The following is a 12,401-nucleotide window of genomic DNA, read 5'->3' on the forward strand; positions in this document are numbered from 1 at the left end:
CCATGACGACGAATTTAGCTCAGCTCGCCGACGCCGACCGGCATTTCCAGGCCACCCTTAACATCAGCCTAGACACGCTGCTTGCACCTATCAAAGCGGCGATGCCATGCGGGCGACCGGCGCGAGACAGTCCGAGTTACAGTCAGATCGCGCAAGAACGGCGCCACGACGACCCCAGCCTGCCGATGGGCGCCTGGCAGCGCGACCTGAAACGCGCCGACTGGCTCAAGGTTAGCCAGTTGATAACCGAGATGCTGATGTACGAAAGCAAGGACATACAGTTGCTTGCCTGGCTCTACGAAGCGCAGCTCAAGCAGTACGGCATCGCCGGCATCGCGCCAACCCTGGTGTTGCTGTGCGAGATGATCTCGCGATACTGGGATCACATCCATCCGTCTCCGAGCCAGGGTGACTACGAACATCGCGCCAACCTCATACGCTCGATCTCCGACAAGAATCTGGCGGCACTGCGGCTTGCACCGCTGATCCAGCTTGAGGACGGGAAGACTTATTGCTGGGCTGACTGGGAGCGCGCGCACTATCACGAACGCGCACGCGGCGGCAGCAGATCTGACGTAGACACAGAGAGCGCCACACTGGCACAACTGCAAGAGGCACTAGATGCCACCTCGGCCGCCGACTTCCTAGAGCTGCGTGCACGCCTGTCTGACGCACTGAACCGGATCGACGAAATGAACACGGTGCTCGATCAGCGTTTCGAAGGCGAAGCGCCTAGCCTGCACAAAACAACAGAACTGCTAGGGTCGATCCGTTCACTCGTCGACGGTGAACTGCACAAACAGGGCGTGCCGCTCAAACCACCGGCGGTGCACGAACCGCTCGCAGCGGGTGTTGGGCTGGACAGTGCGGAAACTTATACCGCGCCCCCCCCACCCGTAAGCGGCACGCCCGAGACGCTGGCTGTAGCAACCGCGGTCCGCGATCGTGCCGACGCCTACGCGCGACTCAAGGAAATCGCCGAGTTCCTGATCCGGCTGGAGCCGCATAGCCCAGTGCCATACCTAGTACTACGCGCCACCCTCTGGGGCCGCATGAACACGACCGAGCTATATCAGGAGGTGTTCATGCGATTGGGCGGACAGCTCAATATTTTTGAGATGGTGGGCATTGAAAGCGCACAGCCAAGTAATCCGTCCTAATGCACCACCGCGTCGCCTCTTTCGGGTCGACACAACCGCTCTCCGGACCGGGTCCGGAAAAGGAGATATAGATGGTTTTCCTCGCTAGACAAGCCGGCATGGAGCTCGCCCCGATGCTCGGCAATGGTTCTCGGTTCGCGTCGTCACGGTTTGCTTCGTCTACGTCGCAATTCAGCTCACTGCTGTACACGCAAAAACGCAGCATCAGCTACGCATCCAAGGCTGCACAGCAGCATGTGGAGGCCCAGCGCATGCGGGCTCCCGAGGTCAACGAGATATTTTCCCGCATCGAAGACCACGAGCGGCAGCATCCAGGACGCCCAGAGCTTCACGTGCAATTAGGAAATCAGAACATCTACCAGCCTCAGAACAACACACTCACCGTCAAGATGTCGAGCCCGTATCCTGCGGGCGATCTCGCGCATGAAGGCCGCCATCGCCACGACGACAACCTTGGCCTGCTGACCGACGACTTGCTGATCCAAGGCGAGTTAAATGCCATCGAGTCTCAGCGCCGGGCCTCAAACCAAGCAGGCGAATCGCATCATCCGATCCTCAGTTGGAAGGAGATAGACGTCAAGCGAGCGTATGCCAAGCAATACGCTATCCCCAGCCTGCCGACGACGACGCCGGGCAAATCCTTAACCTGATCGGAGCAATCCGGATCAATCACGAACGCGTCGTCCTTGGGCGATGCAGGAGCAACCGGGATGTTAATGCATGCGCCGAAGGCCGACACGCACCGCCAGGCGTCCCCCTTGCCAGCAGACGCTGCCCCGCTCGCCGCTGCCATGCGGGCGCTGGACGCTGCAGACTGGCACTCGTCGAGCGTGCTTGTTTACCTGCCCTCTTTACTCAAGCACGCCGAAGCCCTCGCGCCGTCGCACCGCGCAGGCTGGCTGATCGGCCTGAATCGCTGCTGGGAACACCATCACGCCGCGTTCGACTCGGTAGCCAAGCGTACCTTGCTGACACTGGCAGCCGCATGGTCGTACTGGCCGCTCGTACTAGCCGTGGGCGACACCCTCACACCGTTCGAGCGACGTGAGCCTGACGTGCTTAGCCTAGTAGGCCACGCCTACCACCTGACAGGTGACGTTGACGCCGCGATCGACATGGCAGTGATTGCGCAGCTCGCCGAGCCGGGCCACCCAGGCCACGCAGCCGCCTATCGCAACCTGATCGCTTGGCGCAACTGGCGCCGCAGCTTGCTACCGATGCACAGCATCGGGAACGACGATGCGATGCTCTACCTCGAACCGCTCGGCCATCACCACGTCGCCGATTTCTGCTGGCAGTATTACGATCCAGCGATCGCCGAATGGTGCGGCCTGCCGCATTTCCACGAAGCCGCCGCATGGCACCGCTGGCTCGATGCCGGCTATGCCCAGGGCGACCAGCAGTTCGCGGTGATTCATCGTGCATGGGGATTCATCGGTAACGTCGGCCTTACACCGTATCGCGACATCGGTTTTTTTTACTACTGGATCGGTCGCGATTTTCAGGGCCACGGCTTCGGCTCTAGCGCCGCGGCCCTGCTAATAGAGGCTGCGCATCGGCACCGCTGCATGCGCACTTGCTACGCCACTGTCTACGAGACCAACACCGCGTCACGCCGGGCACTGGAAAAGATTGGCTTCATTGATACAGGCGTCCGCGGCGCAGCGCCGCACGATAACCACCTGTTCTACCGGATCGGACAGCCGAATACACAAGCGCGAATCGCTTGCGAGTTGCATACCCTGACCGACTGGCTCGACCTCGACGTGCGAGCCGCAGTGCCACTGACTAGTCGAGATACATAAAAACAGACATTGAGTATAAACGCTACGACCATCCGTCCCATTATGTTTCAACCACGTGTACACAAGGAGATAGCGCATGAGCTTCAGACGCAAGGCAATGACCCTGGTTCCACCGATTGGTGGGTTCTTCCTGTCCGCCTTAAACCATCCCGATGCAAAAGTGCAGCGCACCGAGTTCAAGCAGCAAATCGCACACCACGATTCGCCGTATGGAGATGCCGTCAAGTTCGCGAACGACGGGCTGCTGGCGGCTAAGGTGCCCCTCTCGCCAATCGCAGGCGGTGCTATGAAAAGCGCAATGGATGCTATAGCGGAAAAACGCATGTCTAACACCACGGCGGCAACGTTTGCAGAAACGGCGGGATTCATGCACAGCGCTGGCAACGCCGCCTGGAACCTCGACGTGCGCGGGCTGGCCGCAGCCACGCTCGGAGTCATCGCTACGCCTCTGCGTGGCATCGCCGTCCATCTGCACGCCGCCGAGATACCGGGCACGCCGGAACACGATTACTACAAGAGCGGCCGCCATCTCAACGAATAGCCCCTGCAATCCGTACGCTCAGTGGCTGGCCAGCACTCATTGCACAAGCTAGGCGTTCAATCAGACTCGCGCAGTTCTGGCACGATCAATGTCTCGCCGCCCGTGCCGCCAACATCGCCATTGCGCGTCGACGCATCGCGTCCCGCCCCGTCGCCGTCCAGGCGCTCGCGCACCTCGCGCGGCAGCCGTTGCGTGAGGATGGTCTGCGCACGACGCGACAGTTCGACTTCAATCGCGACGAGCGGCTGTTGGCGCGGCGAGCGCCCCGCGCTGCCCGCGTGCTCGATGGTGGCGGCGCGCCGGTCCTCGTCGCCACCAGGACTACGCGTACCGAGCACCGGTCGCGTCGTGCCATTCGGCATGATTACCTCGACACGCTGGGCATCACCACGCAGGCGCAAAATAGGAGAAAATGATGTGTCTTTTCGCATGACGGCCCATCGGGTTTCAACATATTGGTGGTATATCTGCGCAACACAGAGCAACCGAAGCAGTCTCCTGCTGCTCGCGCGGCACTAGCACAACTTGCTTTTCTGACTGCCATCTTCTGATCAGGAGTAACTCATCCAATGGCACGCATCTATCAGACCAGCAACATGGGCGAGGCACATTTTCGCGTCAACCTATCCGACCGTGGCACCGCGGACCTGCTTGTCCACCGCGTCAATAGTTACGGGCTCGCGCACGGAGACGCACGCTGGTACATCACCCGCGACAAGCAGGAAGCCGACATCTGGCTGTACTTCACGAGCCTGGGCATGGCACAATTCAAGGTCTGTTTCGTCGACAGCTACGGTGAGGCGGGCTGGCAGCGGCCGCACCCGTTGCAAGGCCGCCTCACGCGCTGACCCCTTGGGAAATCACGCGTAGGCGCAACGCTTTATCAGCCGCCATCGCGCGGCGCATGCCACAGTATGCGGTTGCCGATCGGTATGCGTACCACCTCACCGCGCGCAAGCAGGTACTCAAGCGCTGCCTGCGTGACGTCGAGCGAGTGTTGCGCGGATTGCGCGCCGACCCAGAAATGGTGAATGCCTTCGACCGTGTCGGCCGCAACGGGATTCATCTGCAAATAATGCGCAATCTGGGTGGCGACGTTCTGGACCAACGCATCATTCATGGAACGTACCCTGCCATCGATAATTCGTAAAGCCAACAGCTTACCTCAATCGCTACGCCCAACTCAGTTTGAGCGATCCCGCACGAGACCATGCTTGCGCACCAGCTTCCCAAACGCGCTACGCTCTTCACCCGCGAGCCGCGCTGCCAACGACAGATTACCGTTGGCTTCAGCTAACAGTCGCCGCAAGTAATCGACTTCAAATCGGGTGATCATCGCTGAGCGCTCCGCCTTGAACGGACGTCCGGCAGTTGGCTCTGCTCCGCCGAGATCTTGCGTGCTGACCACGCTGCCGAGCCGCACAAAACCGTCCTCGCTCAACAGGAAAGCGCGATGTACGCTGTTTTCAAGTTCGCGCACGTTGCCTGGCCAAGTATGGCTGCGCAGATGCGAATACGAGGTGTCGTGAAAGCGCATCGCAGATTTTGTGTAGCGCGTGCGCAATCCATCGAGGAACGCCTCGGCCAACTCAACCGCGTCATCAGCGCGATCGCGCACAGACGGGATCCTCAGCGTCACCACGTCCAAGCGATACAGCAAATCGCGTCGGAACTGCCGTGCTTCCACCAGAGCGGCGAGATCTGCGTTGGTCGCAACCACCACACGTACATTCGCGTAGCGGATCTTGGTACCACCCACACGCCGGTAGCCGCCGTCCTGCAGGAACCGAAGCAACGCAGCCTGCGCCTTTAGCCCGAGCGCGTCGATTTCGTCAAGGAACAGCGTGCCGCCCTCGGCTTCTCCGATCAGACCGCCGCTGACAAGCTTGGCGTCGGTGAACGCGCCGCGTTCGTGGCCGAACAGCTCGCTTTCGACAAGCGCCTCCGGTAATGCGCCGCAATTAACAGGGACGAACGGCGCCTGACGGCGTTCACTGCAATAATGGATGGTCCGCACGGCGAGTTCTTTGCCAGTGCCGGTCTCCCCCAACACCGTGACCGGCACGTCAACACCTGCGATTTTTTCGATCTGACGCCTGAGGGCCTCCATAGCGTCGGACGAGCCGAGCATCTTGAGGTGGGTACACTGGTTCATACGCACTCCGAATCTGGTCGATTAACTGTTCAGAGACGTGCGATAGCGAACGTCATCTAGCAGTCGTTTATTTTATTTCAGCTGGTACGGATGCACTTCGATGTAATGCCGGACTGCTGCGCTTTCGATGCTCCCCGATATGGTCGCCGTTCACACGACACCTTGCATCATGCGCGAGCATAATCTTAATTTGGATTTAGCAAAGTGAAAAGACCTCTCTTTAATAAATCTCACAAATATAAACGATAAATGACATTGTCACACTCACGAACGCCAACTGACCGTCAAGAGTTAAAACTATCCCGCATCTTGTTCGTATTTCATGAGATCAGAAGTTTGTAAAAACAAAGCAAAAAAATTCATAAATGACCGCGTGCGCGCCAGATCTGGAGACGTTGGCGGTTAGTCGTCTAGCGCACTGGTTAGTTAAAGTGCAACGGAGGCCGGTGATATACCACCAGTGAGTGGCATCGCATGCTTTTTTAGCCACTGCGTCAACTGCTCGTGATGTTTGCACTCGCGGAAAGTTAACAAATAAATGGGTATTTCAATCGAATCCTTAAGCAGATCGTAACCGCGAGGAAATCGCCCGGATCGCCGCCCTCCCTGGAAAAGAAAACGGGGCGTTCATTGTGCACCTCCTTCTGAAACCTGGATAAACATTGGGATCTGGCCTTCGACATCGTTGCGACACGGGCGATACTTGCGCGCCAGTGCTGCGGTAACCGCTTCGCTGTGCAGATCGATCGTCCGAATCTGCCATGGGGCATCAGGCACGACCTGCTCGGCAGGCAGAATCCGATCGTTGATCAAACGCCGGATCATGTAGTGAGTGACACCAAGCTCCTTCGCTGCCTCAGACATCGTCAGCCAGTCGCCATCCTTATCTGCCGACTTGTAGGCGTGGATATCGCGGACATGCCGTACAGAGCTGACACGATGTGCGGTCCAGGTCTTGCCCTGTCCTGTGCGTATTCCCATGCGGTTCAGTGATGCAGCAATGTCCTCGTCGGACCATCGGGTTACCATGCTGCGAATAACCGCGAGCGCTTCGTCTGACGTACTGCAGCCATGCTCGCCAGTTCGCGGCCTGCGAATCCGTAGCCGGGAATGTTGACCGCCTTGCCAGTGGATCGTCAGAATGATTTCGCGTGTAGCCTCGTCGACGTCGGCAACGATATCGACGATGAGCGCGCGAACAAGCTGTTGACGTGTGCGCATGGCGACGCTCGGTGCATTCCACGCAGCATGAAGATCTTCGGCGAGCTTCGTAAAGTCAGGCAGGGGAGCCTGCGCCTTTGGTGCAGTCACCGTCTCCACGCGCGTCTGGCAGGCCTGTACACGACGTAATGCCGCTTCCCAGTTCTTCTCCAGCTGCGCGGCAATCAGGCGGTTCTCGGGATCACAGGCGGCGTAGCGCCGCTCAGCCAGCGTGGCCTCGTACTGGGCCTGCTGCAGTTCGAGTTCCACGATCTGTTGCTGCTCGTTCAGGGTATCCATGTGCATTTGCTCAGCCTGTTGTGCCGCTTCGATCGCCAATGGCTCCACGACGCGCAGAAGCTCCTTGCTGACAGTCGCATCGATACGGGAACCACCGAACCTCATACATCGCGCTGACGTGTCGAAGCGGTCACACCGGTACACGGCCTGCGGGATACGTCCAGCGTAGGCCACCGACAGGCGACGTCCACAGCGTGCGCAGGCAAGCAGGCCAGCGAGCAGCGCGCGGCCACCACGACCGGATTTTACGTCGCCCGCCTTGCCGTAAGCATTTGTCGCGAGCTTCTTCTGGTTGCGTTCAAACTCCGCCCAGTCGATGTAGCCTTCGTGGTGTTCCCGGAGCATGACGTCCCAGTTCTCAAACGGCTTGCGGTGCTTGTAGCTCTTGCGTGCCCGGCCTTCGACGATCGTCATCTGCTTGCCGCTCTTGCCATACGCGTAGACACCAGCATAGAACGGATTCTTGAGCACCGAAATCACGTTACGGTAGCGTATTGGAGTCCAGTCGACCCGCGTCAGCGTCCGGCCGTCAGAGGGGCGCGGGAAGTGGACCTGTTCAGCGTTCATCGACAGCAGAACCTGCCGCGCGCTGCCCAGTTGCCGGAAACGAGTAAAAATCAGGCGTATGACTTCCTGCAACCGTGCGTCTGGATCGAAACCCAGACCAACATCACGATGCCAGATATAGCCGACCGGCACGCTGATACGTAATTCACCACGGTGTGCCTTCTCTCGTTTGGCGTCGTGCATGCGCGTTCGAAGCACGTTGAGTTCGAATTCGCTGATGCTGCCCTTCATGCCAAGTAATAGCCGGTCATTTGCCCGGCAAGGATCGTACACACCGTCAAGGTCGATTACCCGCGCTTGAACGAGACCACAGAGCTCGAGCAGATGATGCCAGTCGCGTCCATTGCGGGCAAGGCGTGAGGCGTCCAGGCAAAGCACTGCGCCGACATCGCCTGCACACAATAACGCGACCAGACGATCAAAGCCCGGTCTCGCAACTGTGCCGCTCGCCGAGCGTCCCTGGTCGTCGTCGATGACTTCGACGTCGCGAAATCCATGTCGCTTTGCTTCCTGCACGAGGTCATACTGCCGGCGCCGGCTCTCGAGGTTCAGTTGGACCTGCGTTCGGCTGGACTGTCGGACATAAACTACCGCCTTGCGTTTAAGAAGATCTGCGGGCAAACGATCATCATTCGTCATCGTTACGCCCCTTCGCAGTCGGGATGCCCGCCGCCTGCATCAACAGGCATGCGAGATGCCTGAGCGTGTTTGCCCGTTGCACCGCGTTCATCCCCTGAAGCTCGACCGCGTCGAACATCAGGTTCATCTGGGGCGGCATCGACCGCGATAACTGTTGACCTGCTGGAACGACGTTTGGCAGATTGCCCATTGCGTTTCTCCCGGACGTTGGTGGAACCGTCCGGAGAGTTTCCCCGCAAATGCAGATCGACCAGCAATTGATGCAGATTATGCAGTGTCGCTACGGTAACTCTCGGTTCGCCGAGAACCATCGCTGAACAAATCGCGGCATCGAGCATCCATCCCGCGATCATCCTGATTACACCGGGGTCCGCCTCCACATGGACGACCTGACCTCCGCCGCGACGCTCGATGTCTTTAACCTTGACGCGACGCCCATACAGCGGATGCCAACGATAATGAATCTCGACTTCCTGCCCGATATGGGCAGAATGAACGGGAAATTGCGCTGGGCCGCAAGAATTATCTATTTGCTGGCTCGGAGTCAGGGGGCGACAGGGCTGCTGCCATGTACAGCCTGATCGGTACGGCCAAACTGAACGGCATCGAGCCCGAAGCGTATCTGCGCGAAGTGCTCACGCGCATAGCCGACCACCCGGTGAATCAGATCGACGATCTGCTGCCGTGGAACATCGCTTCCAGCAAACTCCACGAGGCTTAAAAAGCTTATTGAAGTGCCCATTTATTTTTTAAATGGGCACTACCGGCATGCCGCCAATCGATACCCGGCCACATGAAATACGCGGCTGACAAGATGCCTTCGGTCGACGCTTACCTTATTGCAGCAGTACCGATAATGAACAACTGTTTATAAGTCTCTCCCTCGTGCGTAAAAGGATAGAAAGCCCGTACGCGGCAACGGCCTGAAAGAGCGCAAATCCCACCGTGGCGGTTCGCCAAGCTGGTCCATGTAAAGAAGGATGATGCGCAAGGATCTCGTGAATGCGCCCGAGGACGAGCGGGACAGTACCAGTGACAAACGCCCCGACAATGATGCTGGACACGATCAACAACGAGGCGGCGACAGTCAGCGCGGGAATGACAATGCCAAAAATTTCCAGAACGAATCCAATTCGAAGTGCAAGGCCGAATCCTGTTTTGTCAGCCAGCATGCCTGCCAGCACTGGGCCGACCGCTGCAGGGCAGCCTTTTCCAAGCAATTGACGTCAAGATAAGCGACAACGACGACGCATACGTATCAAGTGCAATGACCGCGTTCTTGAATATAGCGAACCTGGCGCACAAGTAAAGGTCTGGTGGATGAGTTGATGCGGCGCGTGGTTGAATCGGCCGTGGCGGATTCAACCGGTCGACTTATACAAACCCAAACAATCTGCGCGGGGTTTCCCACAAGATTGTCCTACGAACGACGCCGTCAGGCACCAAGGTTTCAAACAGGCAAAGCAACGGCGCATAATCAAGGCGTTCGGGGGCTCGCAAAAACGGCCAATCCGAACCCCATACGCAGGCCTCCGGGCCGAACGTGGAGATAAGCGCACGCGCGTACACCTGCGCATCTTCGTATGGATGTGATTCGCTGGAGATCTTTTGCAGCCCGGATATCTTGACGACCGTACGGCCATTCTTCGCCAAGTCGAGCAGTGCTTTGAATCCGGCCTGATGCAGACCCTTTTGAGGATCTGGTCGTCCGCAATGATCGATCAAGATACGCGTTCGTGTCTTGTCGATCAAGCCAGTCAATGCCAATAGTTGATCGCCGGCTACCTGAATCTGCGCGAACATATCCAGGTCAGCCAAGCGGTGAAAAAGTGGTTCGGCATCGGCAAGCGCCTGGACACCTTCCATCGCGGGATTGAATGCGATGCCGACCACACCGGCATCACGCAGTGCCAGCAGTCCGCGTTGATCGATCTCGTTTTCAACTACCGCAATGCCTTTAAATCGCCCTTGCCCCTGCGCAATGGCATCGAGCATGCAGGCATTATCGGTGCGATAGCCACTCGTAGGACCTACCAATAATGCATGCTGCACGCCGCTGGCGTCCATGACCGTTTTAAATTGGGCCGATGTGCCCACTTCCTGGCCGGACGGCCGATACACGGTATCACTGCGGTAGGGAAAACGCACGGGATCGAATAGGTGGTTATGGCAGTCTATCTTTTTTTCGTCGAAGATACCCATCCCACTCCTCTATATCCCGTGCGTTTGAAAGCAGGCCTAACGCCCAGAACGGCGTATCTCGAAAGAGGGCCCGTGGCGTTATCGTACTACGCACTTCCGCTATCCGAAACCACCCTCCTCGATTCCATGACCCTATCCACGCATAACATCAACGCCTGCGAAAAATCCACGCCACCTCAGCGCATCCATGCCCACTGGACGCCCTCTCCGAATGACTACCAGGAATCTCGCCATTTCTGTTCTGCTTCGGCTGCATATAAAGCACGCCCCACGGAAAACAGCACATCCAGATCCGAGTGGTCCAAGCGTGCCGAATTTTCAGCGATCCATTTCGCCAAGTCACGTGACGTGCCATTCGGTACCTGTGCAAAAGGTTCTGCTTCGCCGCGGAACTGCTTGCTGATGTGTGTAGCGTTCATTGCTCCCTCGTAGCAAATCATCCGCGTCTCCAACCCGACGCGCAGGTTTTGGCGTATCCGACGGAACATGTCACCGACCAGTTCTCGTGAGTCCGATAAACATCAACTCGGACGCCATGCTTGGATAACGACCAATTTGACTACTCCTTTAAGGTAAATTACAGATATCGCAGTTTTTAGGTATCACATATGTTGATTACGCCATCAATAAACGCCGTAAATTACCCGCAAAATTGGCATTTATTCATACAAATGAATATTCATTAAATATTTCACCATAATTAATGCCTAGGCATATAATTTCTCGATGTGAGCGTGATCGGAGACGTGTTGAAGCATCCGATGGCATCATCAACCGTACTCAGGAGGGAAATGTGCATATTGACGTCGACGGAACCGGCCGGCCAGACCTGATTTCAGAACAAGGTTATTTGTTTCTAGGAAGTCGGCTAAAACGCCTGGCCGAGCATATGCAGTCAGATGTAAGTCGAATTACGCAACGTGCGGGCATCAGTGTATTTCCGGGGCAATTCCCTCTTCTTGCGATGTTGTCCGATGGACCACAAACGGTAGGGTCGTTATCTCAAGCCACTGGCATCAGCCAACCCGTCACCACGCGTAACGTAAAGAAGTTGATCGAAGCTGGGCTGGTCACGGCAGACCCATCGACCTTCGACGGACGAAGCAAACGGTTATCGTTGACCACGGCAGGTATGCAAGTGATGGATCGTTCGAGAAAGACGATCCTTCCGTTTGTGGAAGCCGCGGTCAAACAAGTCGCCGATGGTCTGTCGGGCCCGTTGCTGAATCAGCTCTCGACCATCGAAAAGGCACTTGCCGATCTATCGCTCGAAGAGCGATCACGACAGATCGCCGCGCGCCAATTAACACCCGCGAACGAAAGCGACATCCCGACAATTGTCTTGATGATGAACCAAGCCTATCGTGGATCGGGCTCCGAATCCAACTGGGCAACCGAAGCGGCATACATCTCCGGAGATCGCACGAGCGAGGTATTACTCCGCACGGAGATACGCGATAGCCCAACCGGGTCGCTTTTAACATGGCGTGACTGTCCTGGGATGCCGTTAAAAGGGTGTGTATGGCTTGAACCGCGGGAAAAGGACATCTGGTATCTCGGCTCGCTGACCGTCGATCCACAACAGCAGAACCGTGGTCTGGGCCAAGCCTTGCTCTATTGCGCCGAACAGTGGGTTCTGGAGCACGGGGGTACCCTGGTCCAAATGACGGTCGTGAATGTGCGCGATAAGTTGATCGAATGGTATGAACGGCGCGGATATCGTGATACGGGTGAAAGATGGGAATTCCCTTACGACGATAATCGATTTGGCACACCGCTACGTGACGATCTCAACTTTGTTGTATTGGAAAAAAACCTTGTTCTCGCGTGAA

Annotated in this window: 14 protein-coding genes and 1 pseudogene; 7 read left to right on the top strand and 8 right to left on the bottom strand. The window is 57.4% G+C overall.

Going from position 1 to position 12,401, the window contains the following annotated elements; all coding sequences use genetic code 11:
• The first annotated feature begins 2 nt into the window (after positions 1–2).
• The 4 genes from tssA to SJQ66_RS00175 all read left to right on the top strand — a co-directional run bounded on the left by tssA (position 3) and on the right by SJQ66_RS00175 (position 3,506).
• A complete protein-coding gene (tssA, locus tag SJQ66_RS00160) occupies positions 3–1,160 on the top strand; it encodes a type VI secretion system protein TssA (RefSeq protein ID WP_036011411.1) in 1,158 nt (385 codons plus the stop codon).
• A gap of 71 nt (positions 1,161–1,231) precedes the next feature.
• Positions 1,232–1,810, top strand: coding sequence for a hypothetical protein (locus SJQ66_RS00165; protein ID WP_157685112.1), 579 nt, complete (start codon positions 1,232–1,234; stop codon positions 1,808–1,810).
• Between the two features lie 60 nt (positions 1,811–1,870).
• Complete coding sequence (locus SJQ66_RS00170; RefSeq protein WP_176026214.1) at positions 1,871–2,965, top strand: GNAT family N-acetyltransferase; 1,095 nt, start codon at positions 1,871–1,873, stop codon at positions 2,963–2,965.
• A gap of 76 nt (positions 2,966–3,041) precedes the next feature.
• Positions 3,042–3,506 carry a hypothetical protein gene (locus tag SJQ66_RS00175; RefSeq protein WP_024904524.1) on the top strand — a complete coding sequence of 155 codons (465 nt, stop codon included), beginning with the start codon at positions 3,042–3,044 and terminating at the stop codon, positions 3,504–3,506.
• A 56-nt stretch (positions 3,507–3,562) separates the two neighbouring features.
• Here SJQ66_RS00175 and SJQ66_RS00180 read toward each other — a convergent pair whose 3' ends face one another.
• Positions 3,563–3,937: a hypothetical protein gene (locus tag SJQ66_RS00180; protein ID WP_024904525.1), complete on the bottom strand. Its 375-nt coding sequence runs from the start codon at positions 3,935–3,937 to the stop codon at positions 3,563–3,565.
• A 138-nt stretch (positions 3,938–4,075) separates the two neighbouring features.
• Here SJQ66_RS00180 and SJQ66_RS00185 point away from each other — a divergent pair, with 138 nt between their 5' ends.
• On the top strand, positions 4,076–4,354 hold the full coding sequence (locus tag SJQ66_RS00185) for a 7(1) septoil knot domain-containing protein (RefSeq protein WP_024904526.1): 279 nt from the start codon (positions 4,076–4,078) through the stop codon (positions 4,352–4,354).
• A gap of 35 nt (positions 4,355–4,389) precedes the next feature.
• Here SJQ66_RS00185 and SJQ66_RS00190 read toward each other — a convergent pair whose 3' ends face one another.
• From SJQ66_RS00190 to SJQ66_RS00205, 4 genes are all read right to left on the bottom strand, one after another.
• Positions 4,390–4,626 (bottom strand): hypothetical protein, encoded by a 237-nt coding sequence (locus SJQ66_RS00190; protein WP_024904527.1) that lies wholly within the window; start codon positions 4,624–4,626, stop codon positions 4,390–4,392.
• A 63-nt stretch (positions 4,627–4,689) separates the two neighbouring features.
• Positions 4,690–5,661 (bottom strand): sigma 54-interacting transcriptional regulator, encoded by a 972-nt coding sequence (locus SJQ66_RS00195; protein WP_320533728.1) that lies wholly within the window; start codon positions 5,659–5,661, stop codon positions 4,690–4,692.
• Positions 5,662–6,288: 627 nt separating this feature from the next.
• Positions 6,289–8,367, bottom strand: coding sequence for a recombinase family protein (locus SJQ66_RS00200; protein ID WP_320533729.1), 2,079 nt, complete (start codon positions 8,365–8,367; stop codon positions 6,289–6,291).
• Complete coding sequence (locus SJQ66_RS00205) at positions 8,357–8,557, bottom strand: hypothetical protein (protein WP_320533730.1); 201 nt, start codon at positions 8,555–8,557, stop codon at positions 8,357–8,359. The genes SJQ66_RS00200 and SJQ66_RS00205 overlap by 11 nt, the downstream gene beginning before the upstream one ends.
• Before the next feature lie 306 nt (positions 8,558–8,863).
• Between SJQ66_RS00205 and SJQ66_RS00210 the strand changes: the two are divergent.
• Positions 8,864–9,088 (top strand): annotated as a pseudogene (locus SJQ66_RS00210) (transposase domain-containing protein); the annotation flags it as partial.
• Between the two features lie 115 nt (positions 9,089–9,203).
• Here the strand turns inward: SJQ66_RS00210 and SJQ66_RS00215 are convergent.
• The 3 genes from SJQ66_RS00215 to SJQ66_RS00225 form a co-directional block, all read right to left on the bottom strand.
• Positions 9,204–9,539: a YbfB/YjiJ family MFS transporter gene (locus SJQ66_RS00215; RefSeq protein WP_236693717.1), complete on the bottom strand. Its 336-nt coding sequence runs from the start codon at positions 9,537–9,539 to the stop codon at positions 9,204–9,206.
• Between the two features lie 202 nt (positions 9,540–9,741).
• Entirely contained in the window at positions 9,742–10,569 is an 828-nt protein-coding gene (locus tag SJQ66_RS00220; protein WP_024904532.1) for an amidohydrolase family protein, read from the bottom strand.
• Between the two features lie 215 nt (positions 10,570–10,784).
• Positions 10,785–10,988 carry a hypothetical protein gene (locus SJQ66_RS00225; protein WP_046154522.1) on the bottom strand — a complete coding sequence of 68 codons (204 nt, stop codon included), beginning with the start codon at positions 10,986–10,988 and terminating at the stop codon, positions 10,785–10,787.
• 374 nt (positions 10,989–11,362) lie between these two features.
• Here SJQ66_RS00225 and SJQ66_RS00230 point away from each other — a divergent pair, with 374 nt between their 5' ends.
• Positions 11,363–12,400, top strand: a complete 1,038-nt coding sequence (locus SJQ66_RS00230) for a GNAT family N-acetyltransferase (protein WP_186303543.1) — start codon at positions 11,363–11,365, stop codon at positions 12,398–12,400.
• Position 12,401 lies beyond the last annotated feature (1 nt).

Origin of the sequence: Robbsia andropogonis (genome assembly GCF_034047095.1) — a bacterium.
Lineage (GTDB): Bacteria > Pseudomonadota > Gammaproteobacteria > Burkholderiales > Burkholderiaceae > Robbsia > Robbsia andropogonis.

Bases quoted from the DNA above. Each gene is read 5' to 3' on its own strand.
- SJQ66_RS00225 (WP_046154522.1), bottom strand. From the start codon at position 10,988: ATGAACGCTACACACATCAGCAAGCAGTTCCGCGGCGAAGCAGAACCT.
- SJQ66_RS00190 (WP_024904527.1), bottom strand. From the start codon at position 4,626: ATGAATGATGCGTTGGTCCAGAACGTCGCCACCCAGATTGCGCATTAT.
- SJQ66_RS00165 (WP_157685112.1), top strand. From the start codon at position 1,232: ATGGTTTTCCTCGCTAGACAAGCCGGCATGGAGCTCGCCCCGATGCTC.
- tssA (WP_036011411.1), top strand. From the start codon at position 3: ATGACGACGAATTTAGCTCAGCTCGCCGACGCCGACCGGCATTTCCAG.
- SJQ66_RS00220 (WP_024904532.1), bottom strand. From the start codon at position 10,569: ATGGGTATCTTCGACGAAAAAAAGATAGACTGCCATAACCACCTATTC.
- SJQ66_RS00200 (WP_320533729.1), bottom strand. From the start codon at position 8,367: ATGACGAATGATGATCGTTTGCCCGCAGATCTTCTTAAACGCAAGGCG.
- SJQ66_RS00215 (WP_236693717.1), bottom strand. From the start codon at position 9,539: ATGCTGGCTGACAAAACAGGATTCGGCCTTGCACTTCGAATTGGATTC.
- SJQ66_RS00195 (WP_320533728.1), bottom strand. From the start codon at position 5,661: ATGAACCAGTGTACCCACCTCAAGATGCTCGGCTCGTCCGACGCTATG.
- SJQ66_RS00180 (WP_024904525.1), bottom strand. From the start codon at position 3,937: ATGCGAAAAGACACATCATTTTCTCCTATTTTGCGCCTGCGTGGTGAT.
- SJQ66_RS00170 (WP_176026214.1), top strand. From the start codon at position 1,871: ATGTTAATGCATGCGCCGAAGGCCGACACGCACCGCCAGGCGTCCCCC.
- SJQ66_RS00175 (WP_024904524.1), top strand. From the start codon at position 3,042: ATGAGCTTCAGACGCAAGGCAATGACCCTGGTTCCACCGATTGGTGGG.
- SJQ66_RS00185 (WP_024904526.1), top strand. From the start codon at position 4,076: ATGGCACGCATCTATCAGACCAGCAACATGGGCGAGGCACATTTTCGC.
- SJQ66_RS00205 (WP_320533730.1), bottom strand. From the start codon at position 8,557: ATGGGCAATCTGCCAAACGTCGTTCCAGCAGGTCAACAGTTATCGCGG.